The sequence below is a fragment of the Streptomyces sp. BA2 genome, assembly GCF_009769735.1.
Classification (GTDB): Bacteria; Actinomycetota; Actinomycetes; order Streptomycetales; family Streptomycetaceae; genus Streptomyces.
The window spans coordinates 7,155,102-7,179,560 of record NZ_WSRO01000002.1 but is presented as its reverse complement, the minus strand read 5'-3'; the positions used below and the strand labels follow the sequence as shown (position 1 = coordinate 7,179,560).

The window sequence follows — 24,459 nt, the reverse complement described above, 5'->3', positions numbered from 1 at the left end:
GGCCGCGTCGGCAGCGGCGCCCTCGGCAGCGGGCAGGGCGGAGTCGGGCGATGTGCGTAATGACGTACGCGCACCGCATGCGCGCCCACACCCCCCGCGAGTTCCACCTGCGAAGACGAAAACCTGCCGATCTCCCGGCCACGCCCTGACGGTGTGACCGCCGGGCCAACGAGAGGACCACCTCCCGTGCCTGCCAGCTTCCGCACTCCACGCACCACCGGCGGCCGCCGTGCCCTGGCCGCCGTCGCCGCCCTGCCGCTGCTCGCTGTGGTGCTGACCTCCTGCGGGTACGGATCCAAGGCCAAGGACGACACAGAGAAGGTGGCCGCCAAGGGTGCGCCCATCGGAGGCCTGAAGGAAGTCAAGGTCGGCTACTTCCCCAACCTGACGCACGGCACGGCGCTGGTGGGCCTGCAAGAGGGGCAGTTCCAGAAGGAACTGGGCGGCACGAAGATCAAAGCTCAGGACTTCAACGCGGGCCCGGACGAGATCGAGGCGCTCAACTCCGGTTCGATCGACATCGGCTGGATCGGCCCCTCCCCCTCGATCAACGGCTACGCCAAGTCCAAGGGCAAGAACCTGCGGATCATCTCCGGCTCGGCCTCCGGTGGAGTCTCCCTGGTCGTCAACCCGAAGAAGATCAAGAACCTTGACGACCTCAAGGGCAAGAAGATCGCCACTCCGCAGCTGGGCAATACCCAGGACGTCGCCCTGCTGAACTACCTGTCCGAGAAGGGGTTCAAGGTGGACGCCAGCTCGGGCAAGGGCGACGTCACCGTCACCCGCACGGACAACAAGGTGACGCCGATCGCCTTCAAGAACGGTGACATCGACGCTGCCTGGGTGCCCGAGCCGACCGCCTCCAAGCTGGTGGCCGACGGCGGGAAGGTCCTGCTCGACGAGAAGAACCTGTGGCCCGACAAGAAGTTCGTGATCACGAACATCATCGTGAAGCAGAGCTTCCTCGATGCGCACCCGAAGGTCGTCGACGCCGTTCTGCGCGGCACCGTGAAGACCAACAAGTGGATCAACGCCAATCCGGAGAAGGCGAAGGCCGCCGCCAACACCCAGTTGGAGGAGGTCGTCGGCAAGCCGCTGCCCGCCGAGGTCATCGACCCGGCATGGAAGTCCATCGACTTCACCGACGACCCGCTGGCCAGCACCCTCGAAACCGAGGCGGATCACGCGGTCAAGGCGGGCCTTCTCGACAAGCCGAATCTCAAGGGGATCTACGACCTCCGGCCCCTCAACAAGGTCCTCAAGGCCGAGGGGCAGCCGGGCGTCGACGACGCCGGTCTCGGCGTCAAGTAGATCCGGCATCCCGTCAGTTCCCAGGAGGTGACCACCATGACCAGCACACTCACCAAGAGCACCAAGGCCCCGGACGACGGCGGAACAGCCGAGTACGCCGCGCGCCTCGAGCATGTCTCCAAGTCCTTCGCCGGGCCCGCGGGCTCGCAGCTCGTCCTCGACGACATCACGCTCGATGTCGCCCCCGGCGAGTTCGTCACCCTCCTGGGAGCTTCCGGGTGCGGCAAGTCCACCCTGCTCAGCCTGGCGGCGGGTCTGGATGCGCCGTCTGCCGGAGTCATCGACGTGCCCGGTGGACGGCCCGCCCTCATGTTCCAGGAGCACGCGCTCTTCCCCTGGCTGACCGCGGGCAAGAACATCGAACTCGCCCTGAAGATGCGCGGCCTGCCGAAAGCCGACCGTCGCGACGAGGCCGAGCGCCTGCTGGAGCTCGTACGACTCAAGGGAGCGCACGGCAAGAGGGTGCACGAGCTGTCGGGCGGCATGCGACAGCGCGTGGCCATGGCGCGTGCCCTCGCCCAGGACAGTCAACTGCTGTTGATGGACGAGCCGTTCGCGGCCCTCGATGCCATCACCCGGGACGTGCTGCATGACGAGCTGACCCGCATCTGGCGGGAGACCGGTCTCTCGGTCCTCTTCGTCACCCACAACGTCCGCGAGGCGGTCCGCCTCGCTCAGCGAGTGGTGTTGCTGTCGTCCCGCCCCGGCCGTATCGCCCGCGAGTGGTCGGTCGACATCCCGCACCCCCGCCGGATCGAGGACCTCGCGGTCGCCGATCTGTCCATCGACATCACCGAACAACTGCGGGGGGAGATCCGCCGACATGGCCAGCACTGACGTCAAGCACAAGGAATCAGACAGCGAGCCGGGAACACCGGGCACCGCGTCCGACCAACTGGCCGGCCTGGAGGCCGGGCTCGACGCTCTGGACACACAGGCAACCCAGCGCACTCCCCTCGGCAGGACGCTGCTCTCGAAGGCCGTGCCACCGCTCGTGGCGGTGACCATCGTCCTCGTGCTGTGGCAGCTCGCCTACCACTTCAAGGTCAAAGAGCACTATCTGCTGCCGAGCCCCGCGGACGTGGCTCGGGTGCTACAGGACAAGTGGCTGGACGGCACCCTGCTCGATTTCGTGTGGACCAGCCTTTCCCGGGGCGCCTTCGGCTTCCTCGTCTCCCTGGCCATCGGCACGCCACTCGGGCTGATCATCGCGCGGGTCAAGGTGGTGCGTGCCGCGATCGGGCCGATCATGTCCGGGCTGCAGTCCCTGCCGTCCGTCGCCTGGGTGCCCGCGGCGATCATCTGGTTCGGACTCACCGACGCCACCATCTACGCGGTGATCCTGCTCGGCGCCGTGCCGTCCATCGCCAACGGCCTGGTGGCCGGGGTCGATCAGATCCAGCCCTTGTATCTGCGGGCAGGCCGAGTGGTCGGGGCGCGAGGCTTCAATGCCGTGCGCCACATCCTGCTTCCGGCGGCTCTGCCCGGGTACATCGCGGGCCTCAAGCAGGGCTGGGCCTTCTCCTGGCGCTCACTCATGGCCGCCGAACTCATCGTCAAGTCGGGCGACTTGGGTGTCGGGCTCGGGCAGCTCCTCGAACAAGGACGTGAACTTCAGGACATGGCCTGGGTCCTTGCCGCGATCCTGCTCATCCTGATCGTCGGCGTCGCCGTCGATCTGCTGGTCTTCAGTCCTCTGGAGCGCTGGGTCCTTCGCAACCGCGGCCTCCTCGTCAAGAACTGAGCACACGTCATGCAGCGCTCCGCCCTCCTCGTCACCGCCCACGGCAGCCGCGATCCGCGGCACGCCGCGACCGTGCACGCCCTGGTGCGCCGGGTGCGGTCGGTGCGGCCGGAGCTGCGGGTGGAGGCCGGCTTCCTGGACTTCAACACGCCGTCCGTGCCACAGGCGCTTCAGAAGCTGGCCTCGGAGGGCGTACGTGACGTGGTCGCCCTTCCGCTCCTGCTCACCCGCGCCTTCCACGCGAAGGCCGACATCCCCGCCGTACTGCACGAGGCGGGCGCCCGGCTGCCATGGATGCGCATCCGGCAGGCCGAGGTGCTCGGCCCCTCGCCGCTGCTCCTCGACGCGCTGGAGCGCAGACTGTACGAGGCCGGCCTCACGCCCGCCGACAAATCCTCGACCGGGGTCGTACTGGCCTCGGCGGGGTCCTCTGACCCGGAGGCGATCGCAGTGATCGCTGAAATCGCGCGGGAGTGGCGGCACACCGGTTGGTGCGCCGTGCGGCCTGCGTTCGCCTCCGCATCTCTGCCCCGTACCAGGGACGCCGTCCGGGAGCTGCGCGCAGCCGGCATCGACCGTGTCGCCGTGGCGCCGTACGTCATCGCGCCCGGAGTCCTGCCGGACCGGATATCGGCCGATGCGGTGTCGGCGGATGCCGACTTCTGCGGAGCTCCGCTGAGCAACTGTCCCGAAATGGCCCGGCTAATTCTCCAACGCCACGATTCGGCGTTTCCTGTATCGAGCCGCATCCATTATTCGGCGGCCTAGCCGGCTCAGATGTAGCTCAACTCCCTTGTCCTTCAATGCCATTGCTGCGAAGATCATCTTGTTGAACAAACGAGAGGGGAAGCGTGCAAACGCGTAGCAAGGCAACGGTGGCTGCTCTGGCGGCCACCGGTGTGCTGGCATTGACCATGCCGGCGAATGCAGCCGACTCATCCGACACGTCCGCGTCCGGGGTCATCAAGACCAGCCCCGTCGCGGTCTGCACGGGTGGTTGGACACCGAGCAAGCAGGCCAAGGTCAAGGTCGTCTCGAACTATTACAAGTCCTCGCGGACCACGTACGACCACATGTCGTACAAGTTCAAGACGAGCAGCCAGGGCGGCATCAGCAAGCGCAAGGACAACGACTTCCAGGCCTTCCTCTTCAGCGGGAACACGAAGAAGAAGGGCTGGGTCGAGTACAAGGAGGGCAGGAAGAACCTGAAGTCCTCCTGGATGTACTACCACACGCCTGATGTGAGGACGAAGAAGGGCAAGACGCGCCTCGGAGTGGAGGCCTGGTTCTTCATGGACAAGTGGCCGACGCACTGCGAAGCGGCCCTGACGTTCAACTTCTGACCATCGCCCGTCTGCGGTAGTGCGAGCGGTCCGGGGACAGCCACACGGGGACCCCGGACCGCTCGTCGGAAATCGGAAAGAAGCCGATGAGTACAGCCCCCCACCGCCGGTTGACCACCGGCACGGCAGCCGCCGTCTCCGTCGTCGTCCTCCTCTCGGGGTGCACGGACGCCTCTCCCGGAGCTGCCCCTTCCGCCGCCCCCGGTGAGGGCGCGTGGAAGGCCCAGAACATCACCCTCGTGGACGCCGACCGCGCCGGTTACATCACCTACGACAGCGACCGCGAGGAACTCGTGGGGCACACCCGTGCGGGGGCAACGGTGTGGAAGGAGAAGAAGACCTTCCCGGTCGAGACGCACTGCACCGAAACCTGCCCGAACGCGGTTTTCTCCACCACTCACGAGATGTCGCCCGACGTCGCGGGCTCCCGAATCGTCTGGCGGACGGGCAAGGCGACACGCAAGGTCACGTCGTTGAAGGACCCCAACGTCAACGTGTACTGGAGCCCGGCCCCGGGCCGGTGGGTGGGTTCCACCTCGAAGGGCATGGTCTCGAACCTCGAGGGAGCTTCGCGCCGGAACTCGTTCGAGAAGAATTCCGTCAATGCTCAAGGACGTCTCGCCGCGGACCGGTCCATGCTGACGGTCTCCAGTCGGCGAGAGGGAAGATCTGCGAAGTGGAGCACCCTTGTCCTCGACTTGAAGAGTCCCTCCGCAGAGCCGAGGGAAGTCCCTGAAAAGCTCCCCGGTCCTGTCGGTTGTATTTCCACGGAGCGCCGCTCCGTCATCACCCTGGGAAAGAACTCCGGTGAATACCGAATATCCGACGGCAGTTTGGTGCGCCGGATACCGGGATTCGTCAGTGACTGCTCGACCCAGGACGATGACATCGTCGTAGGTTCCTATTCCCTCGGCGCCGGCGGAACCACTCAGCGCATCCGCCTTCTGGGGGAATCGTCAAAGGATGTATCACCGGTCAGATCCGGCCGGGGTGAGGCACAGCTCGGGGTGTTCAAGAACTGCGGGATCCACGTCTCCGCCGGACGTGTTCACACATTCAAGGGAAACAGCCGAAGCCTCGTCACCAAGGTCCGGGCAGTCGATGCCCTGACCCTTCCCGACGGCACGCTCTACGCCGCGACCCCCACGGGAAAGGCCGATGTTTTCCGCGTCAAGGACGGCCCAGATTCCTGCCTGGTCGAACCGGCCTGAGAGCTTGGGCACGTTGCTCCCCTGGCGCGGGTTCCCGTGCTGGCCTAGTTTGTGGGTTCATGACGCTCTCCAGATCCCGCACGCTCTGGCTGCGGACCGAGCCCCTGCACGCAGTGATCTACTTCGAGGAGCGCTGCCGCGACCTGGGCAGGGCGCTCGGCCTCAAGGGCTTCTGGATGGGCTACTTCGCGGCCCGCACCGCTCCTATGGGCCCGGTCGAGTCGGGCGCGGCGACGGCCGCGCTCGGTGTCTTCGCCCCCGGCATGGTGGAGCGGGCCATTCCGTCCGCCTGGCAGTACGTGTCGCCCGGCCGGATCGTGGAGGAGCGCGCGGCCTGCACGGCGCGGGCCCTGCGCGCTCTGGTCCCGGACATCGACGACCAGGCCACCGCCCTGTGTCCGCCGCTCACGGCGATGGTCGAGGACGCCCCGTCGCTTGCCCGCCCGCTGTTCACGGCGAACCGCGACGTGAGCGAGCGCACCGACCCGGTGCAGCGGCTGTGGCAACTGGTCACCTGTGTCCGTGAGTTCAGGGGCGACGCGCATGTCGCCGCGCTCGCCGACCACGGCCTCGACGCCTGTGAGTCGCTGGTGCTCGCCGCCGCCACGGGCCGCGTGGACCAGGACACCATCCGGCACGACAGGGGGTGGGGCGAACAGGAGTGGGCGCACGCGGTGGACCGGCTGCGCGGACGCGGCCTGGTGGACGGGGACGGACACATCACCGAACACGGCCGTACGGAGAGGGAGTTGATCGAGGATGCCACGGACCGCCTGACGGCGCGCCTGCTGCGCCCGCTGGCCGCACGGGACGCGGACACGCTCCTGGCCGCGCTGGAACGACCGGTGCGGCAGATCCTGGCGGCTGGCGTCATCCCCTTCCCCAACCCGATCGGTCTTCCGCGGCCCGCGGATTAGTCAATCCAGTTGCCTAAGTGCCACTCCTGCCCCTACCGTCACGCCGATGACCCCCGTACTCCGTTCCGAGCGTCTGACGCTGTCCCCCTATGTCGCCGCCGACGAGGAACAGTTCGTCTCGCTCCTCCAGGACGAGGCCGTGGGCCGCTGGTTCGGGGACGGGATGCAGAGCGTGGAGCAGACCCACGCGCTGTTCCGCCGGATCTTCGGTCTCGTGTACGCCGAGAACCAGTTCCCGGTCTGGGCGGTGCGGCACGAGGGGCGCTACATAGGCCACGCGGAGATCAAGCCGTCGCCCGAGAGGTGGCTCGACGGCCACGAGATCGTCTACGGGCTCTTCCGGGGCAGCTGGGGGATGGGCCTCGGCACGGAGCTGGCCCGCCTGCTCACCGCGTACGGCCATCAGACCCTGGCCCTGACCGAGGTGCACGCGACCGTGGACGCGGAGAACACCGCCTCTCTCACCGTCCTCAAGCGCCTCGGCTTCACCCAGGGCCGCGCGGTCCCGGAGGACAACGGCCGCACCACGCTCCTGATGACCTCGGTGCTCAGCTGAACCTCTCCTGTGTCCCGGCCACCAGGCCGAGGAGTTCGGTCACCGGCATCGATCCCGCGTCGCGCCGCTCCCGCGCGAACGCGTTCGCCACGCTCTGCAAGGCGTCGTTCACCGGCGTCGGCACTCCGTGCAGGCGGCCGAGCAGCGCGATCTCGCCGTTGAGGTAGTCCGCCTCGATGGTGCCCGTGCCCCGGCTCAGGCTCTGCCAGGACGAGCCGCCGCCGCGTTCCGAGCCGTCGAAGGGCTCGAAGCTGATGCGGTCGCCACGGGCCTCCTTCTGCTCCTGTTCGCTCACCGCCTCGATGCCGGCGGCGGCGAGCACCGCCTCGCCCTCCGCGCGGGCCTGCCGGTAGAGCGCGATGGCCTCGTTGCCGGAGAGCACGCCCGTGACGGCCTCGATGGAGTTGGCCAGGTTGGCGAGCAGCTTCCCGTACTTCCAGCGCATCACGTCCGCCACGACGGGCGAGAGCAGCTTCGACTTCTCCAGGCCCGCGGAGATGAGACGGGCGGTGTCGTCCGTGCCCTTCGGGTAGCGGCCGATGTGCAGTATGCCGGTGTACGGGGCGCCCGCCGCGGAGACCGAGCCCGGCTCGACATGGGTCGCGGGCAGCCAGACGCACATCGCGTACACCCGTCGGAAGCGGCGCAGCGCGATGCGTTCGCTCTCCACGCCGTTCTGCGCGCAGACCAGCGGAAGGACCTCGCCCGCCGTCCCGCCGCCCGCCACCGGGCGCCCGCTCCAGGCGTCGACGGCGGCCTCGCAGTCCTGTGTCTTCACGGCGAGGAACAGCACGTCGTCCGCCCGCAACTCACCGAGTTCGGCGGGGCCTTGGACGACGGGAAGCCGGTGCGTCATCGTCCCCTCGGGCGTCCTGACCCGCAGGCCGCTCTCCCGCACTGCCTCGTAGTGCGCGCCCCGCGCGACGAGGACCACGTCATGTCCGCTCTCGGCGAGGCGTCCGCCCACGGTGCCGCCGATCGCCCCTGCCCCGATGATGATGTAGCGCATGGATCCGAGCCTCGCACATCGCACCGTAAAGATCAGGCCTCTGACGGCCCGTCCTCGCTGAACGGCGTTCCCTGGTGGAACCAGAGCAGCCATTCGCCCTCGCTCAGCCGCCACAGTGAACTGCGGTGCGCCAGATGGCCGTTGCTCTCGGTGTCGAAGGTGAGGTGCACGACGTCGTCGGCGAGCTGCACGCCCCGCATCCGGGAGGTCATGATCGGGCGGGCCGTCCTGTTCGTGCTCTCGGTCAGGGCCTTGATGATGGACGCGCGGTCCCAGTGGGTGCCGGAGGTGCCGAACTCGGTGAACTCCGGGTGCAGAAGCTGCCCGAGCAGCTCGGGCGACGAGCGCACCTCGGGGGCGAGCAGGCGCAGTTCGGCCTCGATGGCCGCGTCGACGGCGGGCGTGCGGTCAGTCACGGTTCTGCTCCTGTGTCAGTTCCACCAGCTTGGCGACGGTGTTCCAGTTGCGGGTGGTGGCGATGACACCCTTGAACAGGGCGGGCCGTGAAAGGACCTCGCCGAGCTTGGAGCGGCCGAGGCCGTCCGGCGCGTAGAGGTAGAGCGCCCGGTCGCCGAGCCGGAACTCCTCGGGGAGGAAGCCCGCCGGGTCGATCCGGTCGAGCCGGGAGGCGTCGACCGGCTCGGAGAAGTACGTGACGTGCAGCTGCTTTCCTTCGAGCGAGGCCGCGGGGAAGGGGCAGGCGTCGGCGACCGCCTTCAAGTAGGCGCCGTCGCGCACCAGGACGTCCACGGTGAAGCCGAAGTGCCGCTCGATGGCTTCGCCCACCCGCGCGGCCAGGGCGTTCTCGTCGGCGGCCTCGCAGGTGAAGACCGCGTTTCCGCTCTGGAGATGGGTGCGTACGTCGCCGAGTCCGAGACCGGCGAGCAGCGGGCGCAGCTCCGCCATCGGCACTTTTCTGCTGCCGCCCACGTTGATGCCGCGCAGGAGCGCCGCGTATGCCTTGACCGTCATCCGCACACCATAGGACGGCCGCCGCGCCCCGTGGGGGTGGGCGCGGCGGCCGCCGGTTCAGTGGGTGTTACTCAAGGAAGTAACGAGAGGGTGCTTACTCGACGACCTTGAGCAGCTTGTTGGGCGTGCCCTCGCTCGGGTTCGAGATCTTGTCCGGCGTCGCGCCGTCGGTCAGCGCCTTGGCGACGGCGTCCGGCTTGGCGTCCGGGTGGGCGGCGACGTAGATGGCGGCGGCGCCCACGACGTGCGGGGTCGCCATCGACGTACCGGAGATGGTGTTGGTGGCGTCGTCACCGGTGTTCCAGGCGGACGTGATGTCCGAGCCCGGGGCGTAGATGTCCACGACCGAGCCGAAGTTGGAGAAGTCCGACTGCTCGTCGTCCTTGGTGGAGGAGGCGACCGTGATGGCCTCCTTCACGCGGGACGGGGAGCCCTGACCGGCGTCCGAGGACTCGTTGCCGGCCGCGACCGCGAAGGTGACGCCGGAGGCGATCGCCTTCTGGACCGCCGCGTCGAGCGCCTCGTCGGCGCCGCCGCCCAGGCTCATGTTGGCGACCGAGGGGCCCTCGTGGTTCTTGGTGACCCAGTCGATGCCCGCGACGACCTGCTCGGTGGTGCCGGAGCCCTGGTCGTCGAGGACGCGGACCGCGACGATCTTCGCCTTCTTGGCGACACCGTGCGCCTCACCGGCGATGGTGCCGGCGACGTGCGTGCCGTGGCCGTTGCCGTCGTCCGCGTTGTCGTCGTTGTCGACGGCGTCGAAGCCGGACTTGGCGCGGCCGCCGAAGTCCTTGTGGCTGACGCGGACACCGGTGTCGATGACGTACGCCGTGGCGCCCTCACCGGCCGCGTCCGGGTACGTGAACTTCTTGTCGCCCGCGGTGTCGGCCTGGTCGACGCGGTCGAGGCCCCACGACGGCGGGTTGTCCTGGGTGGCGTCGATGCTGAACTTCTTGGACTGGACGACCTTGCCGACGGCCGGGTCGGCGGCCAGGCGCTTGGCCTCGGTCTCGCTGAGGCTCTTGGCCGAGAAGCCGTTGATCGCGGACGAGTAGTTCCGCTTCAGCTCGCCGCCGTACTCCTCGGCGAGGTCGGACTTGGCGCCCTTGTCGGCCTTCTCGTCCAGCATGACGATGTAGCTGCCGGCGACAGCGCCCTTGGCGTCCGCTCCGTACACCTTGCCCTCGGCGGGGGTTGCCGCGCCTGCGAACGAGGTGGCGAAGACGGTGACGCCTACTGCGGTGGCCGTGGCGGCTATCGCCGAGACGAGCTTCACCGAGCGTGCACGCTTGTGAGTTGCCATGAAGAGGGGTCTCCTCGTGGTGATGTGGGGGGATGTGGGGGGTTTTCAAAACTTCACTGCAACGCGCCTCGAGATCCGGAAGATCTCCGGGCGTTGGGACGAAACCATGTCTGATTGACGCGCGCAGATCAATACCTACATACACCTGTGACTTGTTCAACAAGGTTCTGTAATAACAAAACGGGCCCCCGTCGGCAGATCGGACACCGCGGGGCCGCATCCCTCAAGTCCTCATAGATGTAAGGGGCTTGTGACGCACCTCAAGCGCCGGGCGGGCTGGAAGTTCCAGCCCGCCCGGCGCTTGAGGGCGGAAGTCGGCCAAGCCGGCGATCCTTACGCCGCGGCCAGGACCTTGCGCTCCTCGAAGGAGTCGATCGTCCGCGTGAAGTCCCGCGTCGAAAGGAGCAGCTTGTAGATGATCGCCAGCTCGAAGACGAGGAGCAGCGCGCCGGAGACGATCGTCGCGGGCAGCACCACGTCGAACAGCGGGCCGATCATGAAGACGCCCATCTGGAACTCGATGCCGCTCACCAGGTGCGTACGGATGCGGTGGCGCAGCAGGAAGGAACGCGCCCGCAGGTACGCGGGGAACTTGTGCCGGAACTCCTGGTGCAGGTCGATGACCTGGCGCTTGGGCGCGGGCTCCGGTGCCTCCGGGGTCTCGGGGACTCCCTGCTCCGACTGCGTCTTCTGGAGGTCCTGCTCGATGTCGGCCTCGGGGTTCTCCCGCAGCAGGTCCTCCATGAACGCCAGCTCGGCCTGGTTCTCGGCCCGGCGGGCGGCCCTCATGCGGACCTTGATCTGCTTGCGCATGGTGTGCCGGATCTTGAAGATCTCAAGCCCGTTGATGTAACGCAGCGTGTCGAGGGCGACCACGGCGACCGCGGCCCAGATGTAGAAGGCGTCCCCGGTGCGGTGGAACTGGCCGCCCATCAGGGCCACCGCGCACGCCATCACGCGGATGCGGTCGAAGACGAAGTCGAGCCAGGCGCCGAACACCGAACCGGTGCCGGTGAGCCGGGCGACCTTGCCGTCCATGCAGTCGAGGATGAAGCTGAAGTGGTAGACGACGGCGCCGACGACGAGCCACTGCCAGTCACCAAGCGCGAAGAACCCCGCGGATACGAGCCCCAGCAAGAACGCGCCCCAGGTGATCTGGTTGGGCGTGATCCGGGTCCACTTCGCCGTCCACCGCACGAGCGGCGTGGCGACCGGATCGACCAGGATCACGGTCCACCACGCGTCGCGCTTCTTCTGTGTGATGCGGCGCACCTCGTCGAGGGGCGGTATGTCTCGTCGCATGGGGGTCAACTTCCTGGCGTTCGCGGAACGTTCACCTCACGCTAAGAAGGTATTGGTTCAAGGAACAAGAACCTGAGTGTGCAACCTTTGGCCGGGGGTAACGGTCAACCTTTCAGGACGAGTCAATACCCATGCCAGAACCACCCTGCGTTACCTGAGCGTTATCGAGCGACAGGTATGTAACAGAAACGCCCCGGGGCGCAACGGAAATCCCTCACGGAGCGTCACACCCCGCCGCCTTGGCGAGCTCCTCCTCGATCAGGTCCGCGGCCATCTTCGTGCCGCCCTCCCCGGCCATCCCGGCCCGCACCTCGGCGAGTCGGCGCGCCACCTCCGGGTCGCCTGTCAGAGCGAGCACCGCCTCCCGCAGCGTCCGCGCGGTGGCCTCCTCCATCGGCAGGTGCCGGGCCACCCCGAGCCCCTGGAGCATGTCCGCGTTGCCGAACTGGTCGACGGCCTGCGGCACCGCGACCATCGGCGTCCCGGTGGCGAGCCCTTCCTGGCTGCCGCCCGCACCGGCGTGCGTGATGAAGGCGTCGGCCTGCTTGAGCACCGCGAGCTGCGGCACCCACTGATGAACTTCTACGTTCCCGGGGATGTCCCCCAGTTCGCCCGGCTCGACGTGCTTGCCGACCTGGAGCACCACATGCCACCCGGGCAGGTCCCCGAACGCCTCGATGCATGCGCGGTAGAAGCCGGGCTGCTTGGTGAAGGACGAGCCGAGCGAGACGAGCAGCACCTTCTCCGCGCCGGCGGGGCGCTGCCAGTCGCCCTGCGCCGAGCGGTCGCCCTGGCAGGCGCCGACGAACGTGTGCACCGTCTCGTCGACCCGGTCGGCGTTCGGCTGGAGCGCCTTGGGGATCAGGACGAGCGAGCGCGGCGGGCGGCCGACGAAGGAATCGGGGTCCTGGGTGATCCCGTTCTCCTCCAGCCAGGCGTGGAAGCGCGCGTAGTAGGCCTGCCCGCGCTCGGTCTCCTTCAGCCCGGCGTACATCGGCTCGGCAACCTCTTCCTCGTACCCGTCCCAGGCGACCAGGTTCGGCGAGAGCGAGATCTCGGGCACGCCCCAGCGGCGGGCGAGCACGCGTGCGGGAAAGGAGGTGATGTCGTGCAGGACGAGGTCCGGTTCGTCACCCTCGTACGCGGCCGCCAGCTGCGGCAGCGTCTCGATCGCCTCGGTGAGGAACGGCTCGATGTTGTCGATCAGTTCGGTCCCCCAGGCCTCGGGGTCGTCGTCGGGGCCCGGCAGCGTCGTATCGAACAGGACGGGCTCGGCGCCGGTCTCGGCGACCTTGTCGGCGAAGAGGTGCGGGATCGCGTACGTGACGCGGTGGCCGCGGGCGACGAGCTCGCGGATCACTTCGAGGCTCGGGTTGACGTGCCCGTGCGCGGCGATGGAGAACATGGCGATATGGGCACGCTGGCGTGAGGTCATGCCCCGGACCATAAACGAGACGAGACGTCTCGTGCAACTACTTACGCCGCAGATGCTCCACTCGACCTACTCGACCTACTCGACGGCCAGGCTGCTCCGCGACGCGGCGTCGTTGTAGCGCAGCAGACACTCGGCGAACTTCTCCAGATCCGGCTCGCTCCACTCCGCGAGGCGCTCCTGGAACGCGACCCGGCGCGCGTCGGTGACCTGTGCGAGCACCTCGTTCCCCCGGTCGGTCAGGTGCAGCACGTGCACCCGGTGATCGGTCGGATCGAGCCGCCGCTCCACGAGGCCGGACTTCTCCAGCGCGCCCACCTGCCTGCTGATCGTCGACTTGTCCAGCGTGTAGTGCGTCGCGAGGTCCGTGGCCCGGCATCCGCCCTGGTACTCGAGGTGACTCAAGAGTGTGTACGACACGAGCGAGAGCTCGGGGTGCATCCGCGCGGCGGTGGCGCGGGCCCGCCGGGCGAACGCCGTCATCTCCCGCTGAATGATCTCGATGGACCCGTCTCGTTCGGACCCGCCTTGGTCGGACCCTTCTCGGTCGAACCCGTCTCGGTCGGCCACGATTTCTCCCTCTCCGCGAATGGTTGTACAGTACAACACCGAGATTGAGTGTATAAGCCAACTATCGCGAGAGGTCTTCCGATGACCGCCACATCGGCGCCCGCCCACAAGGCATCCGCCGGCCCGGCAACCCCCTCCGGACCACTGCGCCATGTCCTCCTCCACCTCCTGACACCCCTGCTGATGTGCCTCGGCATGGGCCTCGCCTACATGGGCGCGTTCGTCACGCCGGAGCCGCACGACATGCCGATCGCCGTCGTCGGAACGGGCGAGCAGACGCAAGCCCTCGCGCAGACCGTCAAGGACAAGGCGGGCGACGCCCTCGACGTACGGACCGTCGGCTCCCGCGCGCAGGCGGTCGACGAGCTCAGGTCGATGGACATATCGGGGGCCTACATCCCCGACGCCAAGACCCCCGAAGTGATCGTGGCCACCGCGGGCTCCGACATGAGCGCCATGGCGGTCGAGAAGATCTTCACGCCCGTCGCGGCGGAGCGCGGCGTCCCGCTGAAGGTCACCGACGTCGCGGCGACCGTCGATGACGACCCCACGGGGCAGGGCCTGTTCTTCCTGCTCGTCGCGGTGAGCATCGGCTCGTACGCGTCGGTGGCGGCGCTGGGCGCCGCGGGAGCCGGGCTGCGGATGCGGGCCCGGGCGGGGCTCGTCGTCGGCGTCTCGTTCGCCGTGAGCCTGATCGGCGCGGCGCTCGCCGGGCCCGTCTTCCACCTGGTGCACCAGGGCCTGTGGGGCGTGTGGGGCATGGCGTGGCTGTACGCGGCCGGGATCCTCTTCATCGGCGTCGGACTGCACACGTTCCTCAAGCGCTGGACGACGCTGACGATGATGGTCCTCTTCGTGATGCTCAACTTCACGTCCTCCGGCGGTCTCTTCAGGCCGGAACTCCAGAACGGCTTCTTCGGCTCGCTGCACGCCTTCTGGAACGGCGCCGGATTCGTCGAGGGCATCCGCAGCCACCTCTACTTCGGCGGCCATGAACTGGGCGGACACGTCTGGACGTTGGCGGCGTGGCTGCTCGTCGGCCTGGCGATCACCGGCATCGCGGCCCTATGGGAGCGTCGGCGGCGGCCGGCGGTGACACCGGCCGCCGCCGACGACGGGACCAAGCAGGAGCAGCAGGAGCAGCAGGAGGAGGAGATGGAGGAGTCGGTGGCGGTGTGACGGGGGTCGACCGGCCCCGACTCCGTGACGGTTATGCCTACTGGTCTGGCTACTGGTCTGCCTACTGGCGTTCCGAGTACGCCGGTTCCGCCCCGTACGGCCGGTACTGCTCGGGAGCGGACGGCCCGCCCGGCCTGTGGTGGCCGCCCCGGGTCCGGCTCGGCCTGCGGGGCCACCACAGGCCGCGGCCGAGGAGCGCGGCGAGCGCGGGCACCAGGACGAGGGAGAGCACGAGCGAGGACAGGAGGATCCCAAGGCCTGTGGCGAAGCCGATCTCCTGGGTGGAGGGGCTCGCGGCCAGACTGGCGAAGGAACCGGCGAGCACGATTCCGGCCGTGGCGACAGCGGGCGCGGTGTGCCGGACCGCCTCGGCCACCGCGTGCCGCGCCGGGACCGGCTTCTCCATCTCCTCCCTGATCCGGTCGGTGATCAGGATGTTGTAGTCGGTGCCGAGGGCGACCACGAACAGGAAGAGCACCAGGGGCAGCGTGAACGAGACCCCGGGCCGGTCGAGTCCGTGCTGGAAGAGCAGCGTGCTCGCGCCGAGTGTGGCCACGAACCCGAGGCCCACGGCGATCATCAGCACGACCGGTGCGAGCAGGGAGCGCAGCAGCAGGAAGAGGATCACCGCGATCAGCAGGGCCGCCACCGGGAACACCAGGCGCAGGTCCTTCTCCACGGCCGTCGAGATGTCGGCGAAGACTGCGGCCGTTCCCGTGACGTACGCCTTGGTGCCCTCGGGGGCGGTCCGCGCCGCCGTGTCCCTGACGGGGCCCGAGACCAGGTCGCGTGCCTTCTGCGTATCGGACTTGACGCTCAGGAACAGATCGACCCGCGCGGCCGTCCTGTCCTTGTTGAGCACCGGTTTGCCCACCTCGCCGACACCGTCCGCCTCGGCGAGGGCCCGGGTCATGCCGGTGAGTGAACTCCCCTTGATGTCACCGCCGTCGGTGCTCCGTACGTACACGCTGTGCGGGTCGGACACGCCCGCGGGCAGGCTTCGGGAGATCTGCTCGGCGGTCCTGACCGCGGCGGTCTCGTGCAGGCCCTGCTGGTCGTAGCTCATCTTCATGCCGATCGCGCCGGCGCCGAGGGCGCCGAGAAGCACCAGGCTGCCGAGCGCGTACCGCACGGGGCGGGCGCTCACCGCGTGCCCCAGGCGTGCGCTGATGCCGCCGGTGCGCTCCTTCTTCCAGGCGCGGGCGGGCCAGAACATGCCGCGGCCGAGCAGGGCCAGGAGGGCGGGCATGAGCGTGAGGCTCGCGAGGAGCATCACGAGTACGGAGATCGCGATCGCGGGGCCGAGGACCCGGAACTGCCCGAAGCTCGCCAGGCCGAGGGTCGCGAAGGCCGCCACGATCGTCAGGGCCGCGGAGGTGATCGCGCCGCCCACGCGCCCTGTCGTCTCGGCCGCGGCCGTCCGGGCGTTCTGCTCGGGGTGGCTTTGCAGCTGCTCCCTGAATCGGAACATCAGGAAGAGGAAGTAGTCGATGCCGATTCCCAGGAGTACGACACCGATCAGCGAGGGGGTGGACGGGTCGAGGCTGATGCCGAGGAGTTTCGCCGCGCCGACCACCGCTCCCGAGGCGACGCCACCGATCAGCGCCACCGCGATCAGCGGTACGAAAGCGGCCGCCAGGCTGCGGAACACCAGCACGTTCAGGAGGACGATGAGGCCCATCGTCAGATTGCCGACGACTTTCCCGATTGGCTCCTCGGCCTCCGTATTGTCCACCGTGGAGGCTATGCCGCCGGTGAATCCCACACGCAGGTCGGCGGCCGCGAATTCGTCCTTCGCGCCGTCACGGAATTTCTTGTAGACGTCCTGCAGACCGGGGTCGTCTGGATTTCCGTCGAGGGACACCGTGAGAAGCCGGAAACTCTTGTCAGGGGCCACTGCCCCCGCCGAAACGCGAGGCGTCTGGGAATGGTCCTTCATGAGCGGTTCGGGCTTCGGCGCGACGATCCGCCGCTGGCCGAGGCCGTCCGCCGTGGCGGCGATCCGCCGCTGGTCGCCCGGCGTGAGCTTCTTGCCGTCGTCCCTGCCGACGAGCACGGTCAGGGCGTTGGGGTCGGGCTTGGCACCGAATTCGTCCTCGGCTATGCGCAGTGCCACCGCCGAGTCGTACTTCTTGGGCAGGAAGTCCCCGGCCTGGGAATCGGTGACGTCGTACATCATCGCTTTCCCCACGAACGACAGTGCCGCTCCGAGGATGGTCCAGACGACGATCGTCATCCATCGATGCCGGGTGGAGAAAGAGGTCAGCTTGCGGATCATGCCAACAGGTCATCACGCGGGGCCTCTTGAAAGCGTCGGCCGCCGGAAGGGGACGCACCCGTGACCCTGGTCCGGTACTTCGTCGCGGGCAGTACTCCAGTACTGGGTGGAAGAACGGCCCCTGCGCCGATTCCCGGCCGGTCGTGCCGGGATGTAATGGTGCGGAAAGACGGGAACATCAGGGCCGCCTGGGCCCGACGCACCTGCTCGACTAGGAGGCGCCCGAATGGGCCGCGACTTCTTCCCTCACGCACCGCCCACGGGCGGGGCGCGGCCGACGCCGGGCGACGTGGTGGTCGCCGTCGTCGCGGTGGGGCTCGACGTACTGGCCTACCTCGCCCCGGGCGAGGAGGGCCCGGGGGCGCCCGTCACCGTGCTCGGTGTCCTGCTGGTCGCCGTCTCCGTGCTCCCGCTGCTCTTCAGGCGCCACCATCCCGTGCCGGTGCTCGGCGCGGTCCTCGCCGTGCAGATGGCCGTCAATCTCGGCCTCGTCGTCGATCCGGGCGAGCCGATGTCGAACAGCTACGGCGGCGCCGTCGCGGTGGCGCTCTACACCGTGGCGAGGTACAGCGGGCGGCGCGCCGTGGCGCTGGGTGTGGTGGCCACCGCACCCGTGCAGCTCGCGCGGTACTGGCACAACGACGTGGCCTTCGTAGGGATGGGCCTCACCGACGTGCTGGTCACGCCCTGCCTCATCGTCGCCGTGGGTCTGGCCGTGCGGCAGTGGAAGCGGCAGCTGGACATCAACCGCACGCTCCTCGCCGACCGCGCGGTGACCGAGGAACGGCGCCGCATCGCGCGGGAGCTCCACGACATCGTGGCCCACCACATCACCACCATGTACCTGATGTCCGGCGGGGCCAGAGCGACCCTGGACCGCGACCCCGACACGGCCCGCGAGGCCCTGGTGACCCTGGAGGAGTCCGGCCGCACGGCGCTGGCCGAGATGCGGCAGCTCCTCGGGGTCCTGCGCAGCACCGAGACCCCGGAGGAGACGCCGTCGGAACCCCAGCCGGGGGTGGACGGCATCGAGCGGCTCGTCGCCGATTCGACCGCCGCGGGCCTGCCGGCCGAACTCCACGTCACCGGGCGGCCGGTGGAGCTGCCGATGCCGGTCGGCCTCACCCTCTACCGGATCGCCCAGGAGGCGCTGACCAACGCCCGCAAACACGCGGGCCCCGCCCGTGCCACGGTGCGGCTCGCCTATCTCCCGGGCCGCGTCACCGTCGAAGTGGCCGACGACGGCGCCGGTGACGGCAGGGCACCCGGCGGGAAGGGCGGAGGCGGTGGGTACGGTCTTCTGGGCATGCGGGAGCGCGTCGCCCTGCACGACGGCACCTTGCGGGCCGGCAGCCGCGAGGAAGGCGGATTCATGGTGAGCGCGAGCGTGCCGCTGTCCACCGACACGTACGAGAAGGACAGGCCCCGATGACATCCCCCACTCCCGCTGAACCCGGGTCCAAGTCCCATCCCGGGTCCAAGTCCCAGCCCGAGCCCGGGTCCCAGCCCGTGCCCGGGTCTAAGTCCCAGCCCGAGCCCGAGTCCCAGCCCGTGCCCGGCTCCGATGCCGGGACCGGGTCCGGGCCCAAGCATGGGTCCGATGCCGGAACCAGGCCCGGTGCCGGGCCCGCCCCCGAAGCCGAGCCCGCCCCCGAGGCCGGGTCCGAGACCGGTGGCATCACCGTTCTCATCGCGGACGACCAGCCGCTGGTGCGTCGTGGCCTGTCGCTGATCCTGCTCTCGGACCCCGCCATCCGCGTCGTCGGCGAAGTGGGTGACGGCGAGCATGCCGTCGCGGCGGCCCACGAACTCCGCCCCGATGTAGTCCTGATGGACATCCGCATGCCCGTGCTCGACGGCGTCAGGGCCACCGAGCGCCTGACCGCCGAGCTGCCCGGGTGCCGGGTCCTCGCGCTCAGCACCTTCGACATGGACGAGCACGTGGTCGGTGCCCTGCGGGCGGGGGCCTCGGGTTTCCTGCCCAAGGACGTCTCCCCCGAGGAGCTGGTGGCCGCCCTTCGCACCGTCCACCGCGGCGAAGCGGTCGTCGCCCCGCGGCTCCTGACCCGGCTGCTCGCCACCTTCGTGACCCCGGCCCCGGCCTCGCACCCGCCGACGGCGGAACTCGCCGGACTCACCCCGCGCGAGGTCGACGTGCTCCGTCTGATCGCCGCGGGCCTCGACAACGCCGAGATCGCGCAGCGGATGGAGATCGGCGTCCAGACGGTGAAGAACCACGCCACCGGCATCTTCGCCAAGCTGGGCGTCCGCGACCGTGCGCAGGCGGTCATCGCCGCGTACGAATCGGGGCTCGTGCGGGCGGGTCAGGGGAACGGATTCCCCCGCTGACCCGTGCCCGTGCCTGTGTCCGTGCCCGTGCCCGTGCCCTGGTGACGGCCTAGCGCTGGTACCTCTTGAGGACCAGGTTCCCGTCCTTCACAAGGCGTTCGCGCAGCTCCTCCAGGCCGATCGCCCCGCTGTAATACTCCTGGAGCGCCGGCGTCGCCACCTTGTCCTTCCACTCCGCGTAGCCGCGCACCGACTGCGCGGGCGCCGAGCGGAGGTCCTTCGCCAGGGCCGTGCCCGTCGCCCAGTCGTTCTTCTCGGTGCGCAGGGCCGGGTCCTTCAAGGCCTCCGTGCCCGTAGGAAGCATCCAGTCGCCCTGCGCGAGGCGCACCATGTTCTTCGGCTGGAGGAGGAAGTCGATGAACTCGACCGCCTCCTTCTTGTGCTCGGTGTCCTCGGAGACCGAGAGCGTCTGCGGGCTGACGCCCTGCGCGAGCCCCTCGGCCCCGGCCGGGGCGGGAAGCACCTGCCAGTCGAAGCCCTTGGGCGCCTGCTGGACGATCTGCTGGCGGTAGGAGAAGCCGAGCGGGACCATCGCGTACTTGCCGCCGAAGAACCCCGGCAGCGTGTCGGAGCCGCCCATGCCCAGGGTGGTGCTCGACGCGCTCTTGTCGTTGCTGACCTGGTCGTGGACGGTGCGCGGCATGATCTCGTCGGCCTTGTCGAAGCGGATGTCGACCTTGCCGTCGTCGCCGCGGTGGAACATCCGGCCGCCGGTGGAGAGCGAGAGGTTGAGCGTCGCGGAGACCGGCTCCTTGAGCGGCCAGGCCACGCCGTACTTGCCCTTGCCGTCGCTCAGTTCCTTGGTGACCCCCCTGAACTCCTCCCAGGACCAGGGCTTTTCGGGAGTCGGGATCCGGACGCCCGACTCCTTCAGCCATTTCGCGTTGGCGATCAGGACGCGGGGTTCCTGGAGGAACGGCACTCCGTAGACACCGTCACCGAATGTCGTCGTGTCCCAACTCCGCTCGGGGATGTCGGACTTGAGCCGGTCGGGGAGCAGCTCGTCGAGGTCCGCGAGATATCCGCCGTACGCGAAGTCGGCGAGGTCGTCCGACGCGTCATGGATGATGTCCGGCGCCTCGCCGCCCTCGAAGGAGGTGAGCAGCTGGTCGTGGACGCTGTCCCAACTGCCCTGGACGTACTCGACCTTGACGTCCGGATGGCTCGCGTTCCACTCCTTGACGAGTTCCTTGTTGGCGTCGACCGACTCCTTCTGCCAGGCGAGCGACTGGAAGCGGAGGGTGATCCTGCCGTCGTCGGACCCGTCGGAGTCAGCGCTGCATCCGGCGAGCAGCAGCGCGAGGGCCGCGGTCACCGCGGTGGCGATCCGTGCGCGCATCAGCTCTTCACCGCCCCGGTCAGCATGCCGCCCGTGATCCGCTTCTGGATGATCGCGAAGATGACGAGCGAGGGGAGGGTGGCGAGGAACGCGGCGGCGGCGAGCGGGCCGAGGTCGGCGGCGCCCTCCGCGCCGATGAAGTGCGTGAGGACGACCGGCAACGTCTGTTTCTCCGGGGTCTTGAGCAGGACGAGCGCGAAGAAGAATTCGTTCCACGCGGTGATGAAGGCGAACAGGATCGTGGCCACGATGCCGGGCGCGAGCAGCGGTGCGGTGATCGAGACGAGCGTACGCAGCTTGCCCGCGCCGTCGACCGCCGCCGCCTCCTCCAACTCGGTGGGTACGGCGCGCACATAGCCCACCAGCATCCACAGCGCGAAGGGCAGCGCCCACACCACGTACACCATGATCAGGCCCGGCAGGGAGTTGATCTGGCCGAGGTTCTTCAGGACGAGGAAGAGCGGGATGATCACCAGGACGAAGGGGAACGCCTGGCTGACCACGACCCAGCCGGTGGCCGCCCGCGCGAGGAGCGTGCGGTGCCGTGCCATGACGTACGCCATCGGTGTCGCGATGGCGACGGCGATGAGTGCGGCGCAGACCGCGGCGATCAGGGAGTTGCCTGCGGCGCGCAGAAGCGGCTGTTCGTCGAAGGCCTGGCGGAAGTTGGCGAAGGTCGGGTCCTTGGGAATCCAGGTGGGGTGCAGGCTGGCCAGTTCGCGCGGCGGTTTGAATGCCGTGGAGATCAGCCAGAGGAAGGGGAAGGCGAGGAAGACGAGGTAGCCGAGGAGCGCGAGGTACTGTCCGGCGCGCGCGGGTTTGCTGGTGCGTGTGGTGCTCACTTCTCGTCGCCTCCCTTCAGTCGGCCCACGAGGTAGAACGCGAGGATCACCGAGATCACCGCGACCATCACGCAGCCCATCGCCGCCGCGTAACCGAACTGGCCGTAACGGAACGCCTCTTCGTAGGCGAAGAGCATGGGGAGGCGGGTGCGGCCGCCGGGGCCGCCGTTCGTCAGGACGTAGACGAGGGCGAAGCTGTTGAAGTTCCAGATGAAGTTGAGCGCCGTGATGGCGAGGGCGACCGGCTTCAGCGCGGGCCAGGTGACCGTGCGGAAGCGGCGCCAGGCTCCCGCGCCGTCCATCTCTGCCGCCTCGTGCAGTTCGCGCGGGGTGTTCTGCAGTCCGGCGAGCAGCGCCACGGTGGTCTGCGGCATGCCCGCCCAGATGCCCACGACGATCACGGCGGGCAGGGCGGTGCCGAGACCCGTGAGCCAGTCACGGCCGTCGCCGAAGCCGAGGTTGCCCAGGGTCTCGTTCAGGACACCGGCGTCCGGGTTGTAGACCAGGCGCCACATGATGCCGACGACCACTTCGGGCATCGCCCAGGGAATGATCGCGAGCGACCGCGCCAGCCAGCGGAAGCGCAGGTTCTGGTTGAGCAGGAGGGCAAGTCCGAGCGCGAGGAGGAACTGCGGCACGGTCACGCCGACCGCCCACAGCAGGCCGATGCGGAACGAGTCCCAGAACAGGGTGTCGTGCAGCAGGTCCTGGAAGTTGAGGAGGCCGATCCACTCGGTGGGCTCGGTGCGGCCCGACTGGGAGTCGGTGAACGCGAGCGTGATGCCGTAGAGGAGCGGGCCCACGCTGAGGATCAGGATCGGGATCAGCGCGGGCAGCACCAGGAACCAGGCGCCGTGGTCCGCGCCTCTGCGGGCGGACGCGCCTTTCGCTGACCGCTTCTTCGCGGTCGCCAATGTCACGGAATCGGCTCCTTTGGGCGGCTCATCGGGGTTTGGCCGCCCACGCGGCCCCCGTCATCGTGCTGATGGGATCTTGATACGTCAAGCAGCTACGCAGGCCTCGCAGCCGCTTGGCCAGTACGAATGGGAGACTGTGCCGGCGGACGTGGCGAACGGAGCGAACGGTGCGGGAGGCAACGGATGGACGAGGCGCGGGCACGGGACGTACTGGACGCCGCGGGTCTGGAGCGGGATGCGGCGCTGCTCGCGCTGGGCGAGAACGCGGTGTTCGGCGGTGGCGGGACGGTGGTCAAGGTCGGGCGTGCGGCGCCCGAGCTTCTGGACCGTGCGCGGCGGGAGTTGCGGGTCGCGCGATGGCTTGAGGAGTCAGGGGTGCCCGCGGTGCGGGCTGCCGAGGGTGAACCCCGCCTCGTGGACGGGCATCCGGTGACGGTGTGGCACCGCCTTCCGGAGGCCGTACGGCCCGCTGAGCCGCGTGACCTCGCCGCACTGCTGCGGCTCGTGCACGCGCTGCCCGCGCCCGGGTTCGAGCTGCCCAGGCGTGAGCTCCTCGGCGGGGTCGAGCGCTGGCTGCGCCTTGCCGGTGACGCGATCGACGTCGAGGACGCGGACTATCTGCGGGAGCGCAGGGACGGGTTCGAGGCGGCGGCGTCGGCGCTTTCGCCACGGCTCGCTCCGGGGCCGATCCACGGCGACGCTCTGCCCCGGAACGTCCTCGTGGGCGTGGACGGTCCGGTCCTGGTGGACCTGGAGACCTTCTCCTCCGATCTGCGGGAGCACGACCTTGTGGTGATGGCGCTTTCGCGGGATCGGTACGGGCTGCCGACCGACGCGTACGACGGGTTCGTCGATGAGTACGGCTGGGACGTGCGGGAGTGGGAAGGGTGCGCGGTGCTCCGGGGCGCCCGGGAGACGGCCAGCTGCGCGTGGGTCGCGCAGCATGCGCCCACCAACCCCAAGGCCCTGGCCGAGTTCCGCCGTCGGGTGGCGTCGCTGCGGAACGGCGACCCGAGTGTGCGGTGGTACCCCTTCTGAGATCTGAGCGAGGTCAGACGCCGGACGCGCTGAACTCCTCCCGCAGGGGCCACGTGCCGTCCACCACGGCGTCCGTCTCGCCCTTCTTCCGCAGGAACTTCTGGAAGTCCGCCGCCCACTCCGCATACCAGTCGATCTGGCGCCGGTGCAGCTCCGCCTGGCCGAACGCGGCCAGCTTGGGGTGGCGGTCGGCTATGGCGGTGGCCAGGCGGGCCGCGGCCAGGGCGTCCGACGTGGCGTCGTGCGCCGACTCCAGGAGCACGCCGTACTCGGTGCAGACCGCTTCGAGGTTCCGCTTGCCCTTGCGGTAGCGCTCGACGGAGCGGTCGATCACGTACGGATCGATGACCGGGGCCGGTTCAGCGCCGCCCAGGCGCTCGCGCAGGGACGGCAGGCCGTGCCTGTGCAGCTCCGCGGAGAGCAGCGTCAGGTCGAAGGTGGCGTTGTAGGCGACGACCGGGACACCTGTCTGCCAGTACGAGACGAGCACGGCGGCTATCGCGTCGGCGACCTCCGCGGCCGGTCTGCCGTCCGCCGCCGCCCGTTCGTTCGAGATGCCGTGCACCGCCACGGCCTCCGCCGGGATCTCGACCCCCGGGTCGGCGAGCCACTCCTTGCGGCCCAGCGTCTCGCCGGCCCTGACCTCGATCACGGCGCCCGTGACGATGCGCGCCTCGCGCGGGTCCGTCCCGGTCGTCTCCAGGTCGAAACCGATCAGCAGCTCCCGGTGCCAGCCCATGGCCGCCCCCCTTCTCTGTGGTGCTTTCCCCCATTGACCACCACGATCCCACGCGCCACTGACAATCCGAGGCGCGCGTTCCGCTTGCCGCCCAGGACTGGACTCGCT

General features: G+C 69.0%; 23 protein-coding genes and 1 pseudogene. 12 read left to right on the top strand and 12 right to left on the bottom strand.

The window, feature by feature from the left end; genetic code table 11:
- Positions 1-186: 186 nt before the first annotated feature.
- The 8 genes from E5671_RS35015 (at position 187) to E5671_RS34980 (ending at position 7,082) form a co-directional block, all read left to right on the top strand.
- Positions 187-1,311 (top strand): aliphatic sulfonate ABC transporter substrate-binding protein, encoded by a 1,125-nt coding sequence (locus tag E5671_RS35015; RefSeq protein ID WP_160507856.1) that lies wholly within the window; start codon positions 187-189, stop codon positions 1,309-1,311.
- 36 nt (positions 1,312-1,347) lie between these two features.
- On the top strand, positions 1,348-2,148 hold the full coding sequence (locus E5671_RS35010) for an ABC transporter ATP-binding protein (RefSeq protein WP_160507855.1): 801 nt from the start codon (positions 1,348-1,350) through the stop codon (positions 2,146-2,148).
- Entirely contained in the window at positions 2,135-3,055 is a 921-nt protein-coding gene (locus E5671_RS35005) for an ABC transporter permease (RefSeq protein WP_160507854.1), read from the top strand. Before E5671_RS35010 ends, E5671_RS35005 begins: the two co-directional genes overlap by 14 nt.
- 9 nt (positions 3,056-3,064) lie before the next feature.
- A complete protein-coding gene (locus E5671_RS35000; protein ID WP_160507853.1) occupies positions 3,065-3,823 on the top strand; it encodes a sirohydrochlorin chelatase in 759 nt (252 codons plus the stop codon).
- A 107-nt stretch (positions 3,824-3,930) separates the two neighbouring features.
- On the top strand, positions 3,931-4,398 hold the full coding sequence (locus tag E5671_RS34995; RefSeq protein WP_160507852.1) for a hypothetical protein: 468 nt from the start codon (positions 3,931-3,933) through the stop codon (positions 4,396-4,398).
- A 239-nt stretch (positions 4,399-4,637) separates the two neighbouring features.
- A complete protein-coding gene (locus E5671_RS34990; protein ID WP_160507851.1) occupies positions 4,638-5,609 on the top strand; it encodes a hypothetical protein in 972 nt (323 codons plus the stop codon).
- Between the two features lie 59 nt (positions 5,610-5,668).
- Positions 5,669-6,526, top strand: a complete 858-nt coding sequence (locus E5671_RS34985) for an SCO6745 family protein (protein WP_160507850.1) — start codon at positions 5,669-5,671, stop codon at positions 6,524-6,526.
- A 46-nt stretch (positions 6,527-6,572) separates the two neighbouring features.
- Entirely contained in the window at positions 6,573-7,082 is a 510-nt protein-coding gene (locus E5671_RS34980) for a GNAT family N-acetyltransferase (protein ID WP_160507849.1), read from the top strand.
- Here E5671_RS34980 and E5671_RS34975 read toward each other — a convergent pair.
- From E5671_RS34975 to E5671_RS34945, 7 genes and pseudogenes are all read right to left on the bottom strand, one after another.
- The gene (locus tag E5671_RS34975; protein WP_160507848.1) at positions 7,075-8,091 is read right to left on the bottom strand and encodes a ketopantoate reductase family protein; all 1,017 of its coding nucleotides are present in this window, start codon (positions 8,089-8,091) and stop codon (positions 7,075-7,077) included. The genes E5671_RS34980 and E5671_RS34975 overlap by 8 nt on opposite strands.
- 32 nt (positions 8,092-8,123) lie before the next feature.
- Entirely contained in the window at positions 8,124-8,507 is a 384-nt protein-coding gene (locus E5671_RS34970; RefSeq protein WP_160507847.1) for a DUF4440 domain-containing protein, read from the bottom strand.
- Positions 8,500-9,063: a DUF1697 domain-containing protein gene (locus tag E5671_RS34965; protein ID WP_160507846.1), complete on the bottom strand. Its 564-nt coding sequence runs from the start codon at positions 9,061-9,063 to the stop codon at positions 8,500-8,502. The genes E5671_RS34970 and E5671_RS34965 overlap by 8 nt, the downstream gene beginning before the upstream one ends.
- Before the next feature lie 94 nt (positions 9,064-9,157).
- A complete protein-coding gene (locus E5671_RS34960) occupies positions 9,158-10,366 on the bottom strand; it encodes a S8 family peptidase (RefSeq protein ID WP_160507845.1) in 1,209 nt (402 codons plus the stop codon).
- 333 nt (positions 10,367-10,699) lie between these two features.
- Positions 10,700-11,668, bottom strand: a complete 969-nt coding sequence (locus E5671_RS34955; protein WP_160507844.1) for a CDP-alcohol phosphatidyltransferase family protein — start codon at positions 11,666-11,668, stop codon at positions 10,700-10,702.
- Between the two features lie 214 nt (positions 11,669-11,882).
- Positions 11,883-13,140, bottom strand: a pseudogene (gene mgt / locus E5671_RS34950) (macrolide-inactivating glycosyltransferase).
- Positions 13,141-13,178: 38 nt separating this feature from the next.
- Positions 13,179-13,583 carry a MarR family winged helix-turn-helix transcriptional regulator gene (locus E5671_RS34945; RefSeq protein WP_160510602.1) on the bottom strand — a complete coding sequence of 135 codons (405 nt, stop codon included), beginning with the start codon at positions 13,581-13,583 and terminating at the stop codon, positions 13,179-13,181.
- Between the two features lie 168 nt (positions 13,584-13,751).
- On the opposite strand from E5671_RS34945, the gene E5671_RS34940 reads away from it, so the two are divergent.
- Entirely contained in the window at positions 13,752-14,849 is a 1,098-nt protein-coding gene (locus E5671_RS34940) for a hypothetical protein (RefSeq protein ID WP_160507842.1), read from the top strand.
- Positions 14,850-14,910: 61 nt separating this feature from the next.
- Here E5671_RS34940 and E5671_RS34935 read toward each other — a convergent pair whose 3' ends face one another.
- The gene (locus E5671_RS34935; protein WP_160507841.1) at positions 14,911-17,127 is read right to left on the bottom strand and encodes an MMPL family transporter; all 2,217 of its coding nucleotides are present in this window, start codon (positions 17,125-17,127) and stop codon (positions 14,911-14,913) included.
- A gap of 226 nt (positions 17,128-17,353) precedes the next feature.
- Here E5671_RS34935 and E5671_RS47130 point away from each other — a divergent pair, with 226 nt between their 5' ends.
- Together E5671_RS47130 and E5671_RS34925 are read left to right on the top strand one after the other, a co-directional pair.
- Positions 17,354-18,559 carry a sensor histidine kinase gene (locus E5671_RS47130; protein WP_160507840.1) on the top strand — a complete coding sequence of 402 codons (1,206 nt, stop codon included), beginning with the start codon at positions 17,354-17,356 and terminating at the stop codon, positions 18,557-18,559.
- 245 nt (positions 18,560-18,804) lie between these two features.
- Positions 18,805-19,476, top strand: a complete 672-nt coding sequence (locus tag E5671_RS34925; RefSeq protein ID WP_336606074.1) for a response regulator transcription factor — start codon at positions 18,805-18,807, stop codon at positions 19,474-19,476.
- A 49-nt stretch (positions 19,477-19,525) separates the two neighbouring features.
- On the opposite strand, the gene E5671_RS34920 is transcribed toward E5671_RS34925, so the two are convergent.
- The 3 genes from E5671_RS34920 to E5671_RS34910 are packed head-to-tail and all read right to left on the bottom strand — an operon-like array spanning position 19,526 to position 22,577.
- The gene (locus E5671_RS34920; RefSeq protein ID WP_160507838.1) at positions 19,526-20,815 is read right to left on the bottom strand and encodes an ABC transporter substrate-binding protein; all 1,290 of its coding nucleotides are present in this window, start codon (positions 20,813-20,815) and stop codon (positions 19,526-19,528) included.
- Entirely contained in the window at positions 20,815-21,657 is an 843-nt protein-coding gene (locus tag E5671_RS34915; RefSeq protein WP_160507837.1) for an ABC transporter permease subunit, read from the bottom strand. Before E5671_RS34915 ends, E5671_RS34920 begins: the two co-directional genes overlap by 1 nt.
- Positions 21,654-22,577: an ABC transporter permease subunit gene (locus E5671_RS34910; protein WP_160507836.1), complete on the bottom strand. Its 924-nt coding sequence runs from the start codon at positions 22,575-22,577 to the stop codon at positions 21,654-21,656. Before E5671_RS34910 ends, E5671_RS34915 begins: the two co-directional genes overlap by 4 nt.
- 180 nt (positions 22,578-22,757) lie before the next feature.
- Between E5671_RS34910 and E5671_RS34905 the strand changes: the two genes are divergently transcribed.
- Positions 22,758-23,612 (top strand): phosphotransferase, encoded by an 855-nt coding sequence (locus E5671_RS34905; protein WP_160507835.1) that lies wholly within the window; start codon positions 22,758-22,760, stop codon positions 23,610-23,612.
- Positions 23,613-23,625: 13 nt separating this feature from the next.
- Here E5671_RS34905 and E5671_RS34900 read toward each other — a convergent pair whose 3' ends face one another.
- Positions 23,626-24,351 (bottom strand): 3'-5' exonuclease, encoded by a 726-nt coding sequence (locus tag E5671_RS34900; RefSeq protein WP_160507834.1) that lies wholly within the window; start codon positions 24,349-24,351, stop codon positions 23,626-23,628.
- Positions 24,352-24,459: the final 108 nt, after the last annotated feature.

Coding starts and splice junctions, on each gene's coding strand:
- E5671_RS35010 (WP_160507855.1), top strand. CDS start 1,348: ATGACCAGCACACTCACCAAGAGCACCAAGGCCCCGGACGACGGCGGA.
- E5671_RS35005 (WP_160507854.1), top strand. CDS start 2,135: ATGGCCAGCACTGACGTCAAGCACAAGGAATCAGACAGCGAGCCGGGA.
- E5671_RS35000 (WP_160507853.1), top strand. CDS start 3,065: ATGCAGCGCTCCGCCCTCCTCGTCACCGCCCACGGCAGCCGCGATCCG.
- E5671_RS34985 (WP_160507850.1), top strand. CDS start 5,669: ATGACGCTCTCCAGATCCCGCACGCTCTGGCTGCGGACCGAGCCCCTG.
- E5671_RS34980 (WP_160507849.1), top strand. CDS start 6,573: ATGACCCCCGTACTCCGTTCCGAGCGTCTGACGCTGTCCCCCTATGTC.
- E5671_RS34975 (WP_160507848.1), bottom strand. CDS start 8,091: ATGCGCTACATCATCATCGGGGCAGGGGCGATCGGCGGCACCGTGGGC.
- E5671_RS34965 (WP_160507846.1), bottom strand. CDS start 9,063: ATGACGGTCAAGGCATACGCGGCGCTCCTGCGCGGCATCAACGTGGGC.
- E5671_RS34960 (WP_160507845.1), bottom strand. CDS start 10,366: ATGGCAACTCACAAGCGTGCACGCTCGGTGAAGCTCGTCTCGGCGATA.
- E5671_RS34955 (WP_160507844.1), bottom strand. CDS start 11,668: ATGCGACGAGACATACCGCCCCTCGACGAGGTGCGCCGCATCACACAG.
- E5671_RS34945 (WP_160510602.1), bottom strand. CDS start 13,583: ATGACGGCGTTCGCCCGGCGGGCCCGCGCCACCGCCGCGCGGATGCAC.
- E5671_RS34940 (WP_160507842.1), top strand. CDS start 13,752: ATGACCGCCACATCGGCGCCCGCCCACAAGGCATCCGCCGGCCCGGCA.
- E5671_RS34935 (WP_160507841.1), bottom strand. CDS start 17,127: ATGATCCGCAAGCTGACCTCTTTCTCCACCCGGCATCGATGGATGACG.
- E5671_RS47130 (WP_160507840.1), top strand. CDS start 17,354: ATGGGCCGCGACTTCTTCCCTCACGCACCGCCCACGGGCGGGGCGCGG.
- E5671_RS34920 (WP_160507838.1), bottom strand. CDS start 20,815: ATGCGCGCACGGATCGCCACCGCGGTGACCGCGGCCCTCGCGCTGCTG.
- E5671_RS34905 (WP_160507835.1), top strand. CDS start 22,758: ATGGACGAGGCGCGGGCACGGGACGTACTGGACGCCGCGGGTCTGGAG.
- E5671_RS34900 (WP_160507834.1), bottom strand. CDS start 24,351: ATGGGCTGGCACCGGGAGCTGCTGATCGGTTTCGACCTGGAGACGACC.